Origin of the sequence: Sphaerochaeta sp. S2 (assembly GCF_016406725.1) — a bacterium.
Classification (GTDB): domain Bacteria; phylum Spirochaetota; class Spirochaetia; order Sphaerochaetales; family Sphaerochaetaceae; genus Sphaerochaeta.
In genome coordinates this window covers 1-1870 of record NZ_JAEKNT010000103.1, presented here as the reverse complement: position 1 = coordinate 1870, position 1870 = coordinate 1, and the positions used below count along the sequence as shown (strand labels likewise).

At 42.3% G+C, this 1870-nt stretch carries 2 protein-coding genes; both read right to left on the bottom strand.

Annotation, left to right across the window (positions count from 1 at the left end):
* The coding region (locus JF818_RS02970; protein ID WP_198890499.1) for a hypothetical protein at positions 1 to 835 on the bottom strand (835 nt) is incomplete at its 3' end.
* Between the two features lie 201 nt (positions 836 to 1036).
* Positions 1037 to 1468, bottom strand: a complete 432-nt coding sequence (locus JF818_RS02965; RefSeq protein WP_198890498.1) for a hypothetical protein — start codon at positions 1466 to 1468, stop codon at positions 1037 to 1039.
* Positions 1469 to 1870: the final 402 nt, after the last annotated feature.

The following is a 1870-nucleotide window of genomic DNA, read 5'->3' as shown; positions in this document are numbered from 1 at the left end:
TCCTTAGATTGATCGGTTTGATAATTTCCAAGGCCTTGGCCTTTAGCGCATCCTTGTCCAATGAATCATAGGCGTTTTCAATACCCTCATCCAACACATACGGATTATTGCTGAGGTTCTTGAAAAGGGAAAACAACTCTGGAAGTGAAACAACGATCAGCGGGAGTTTCGATGGTTTTGAATAGTGGTCGAGTACGAATCGGTCCACATACCTGAAGAACTTTTCGGTATCATTGTCTCTCTCCTGCTTTGCATCCCCGTGTCCATGATACATGGTGTGGCTTCCAGTCCCTCCATACGAACCATGTGACAAATAAGAATCTGTCAGTTGATCCCCTAACACCTCTTCCAATGTGCGAGGTGTACCAGAGGGTAGGGTGACTTGTGAGAATCCATTACGGTCACCTTGATAAAGCGTGAATTGAGTGCTGCTCAACCCCAATAATTGATAGTTTTCCGTTGATTGGAACGCTTTGATCAAAGGCTTTATGTGAAAACTGTCTGCAACTGTGGCAAATTCCTTAACAGGTATCTGGAGATTATACACAATACATCTGTTCCTGCTTGCAAGGACAGCAATGCCCTCTGATGTGTTGTTCCAGAATGGTGTATCTTCCTCCAGCTCCTGGAACGGCTCCATGATTTGGGTGACAATATCTTTCTCATAGTTCTTGCTCAGTGATGTTACTACTGTTCGAAGCAGATTCTTAAATACAATAGGATCCTGTTTGTTTTCCGGAAAACGTCTATGTGTTGGTTGATAGAGCGAAACAAAGGGACCTTCATCTTGGTACAATACTTCATCTGGGAAACGCTGTGCAATTTCATATGCCATGCTTTTCTCCTTTTACATTCGTAGTACGTCGAATCCGTCAATATCCATAACTATAATATACAAAATAAATTACGAATCGTAAACCAGAGAAACAAGTCCCTATGAAGCAAAAAAAAAGAGCGCGAACACCCAGATCAGTACGGGTGAATTCGCGCTAGGTTGTATCAATACAGGTATTGACAAGTTACTTGGTAAGCATTTTCACTTCTGCAATTGCACTATGCTTGCCAATACGATGAGGTGCAGTACGACTTGTTCAATCCAGGAGAACCAGTCAGACCCTCTGAAACCACCAAAGTCGATGGTCAGGATATCGAGTATGACGATCAAAGCAAGCCAGAAAACCAGGATAATGGTCAGTGCAAGCTTACCAAACTTATCGGCGACTCCCTTCATGAAGAATTGTACAACGAGGAAGATTCCGCACAATAGTTCAAGGGCAGAGAGAATGTAGAGTAGGAGTTCCCGGTCCCCACCAAACATATTGGAAAGTTCACGAGAGAGCTGGCTACCAGCACCTGAGGCAGATGCGAATCCCATCATACCCATTGAAATGAACAAGAGAGCAATCAGCAGTTGCTGAATCTTTGTCGAAGCGAGTACTCCAAGCGTTGCTTTTGGATCCTTTGCCATGTTCTTACTCCTTTTTGTAATTACATACTATCTCTGACAGTGTAGACTCAAGGAACAGAACCGTAAAGGGGACAAGGTTCTTAGGTATCGATAGATAAGGCTATTGTGGTGTATTTCTGAATAATCGAAAAAAATGTAACTTATTATCTTACAATAAAAAAGTTTTCTTGACCTAAGGAAGTACCGTGCTATACTCAGAAGTGAGTGAGTACTCACTCACCATATCTGAGTGTCAAGGATATTCCATGGGAGAAACTAAGAGAAAACTTACCAAGGCTACATTCGACAATCTCTCTGAAGAGAAGAAACTCATGATTTTACAGACTGCAATCAGTGAGTTTGCAAGCCAAGGGTTTGACCATGCAAACATCAATATCATTGCTGAGAAAGCAGGAATAAGTG

Excerpts from the sequence above, each read along its gene's own strand:
- JF818_RS02965 (WP_198890498.1), bottom strand. The coding sequence starts at position 1,468 with ATGGCAAAGGATCCAAAAGCAACGCTTGGAGTACTCGCTTCGACAAAG.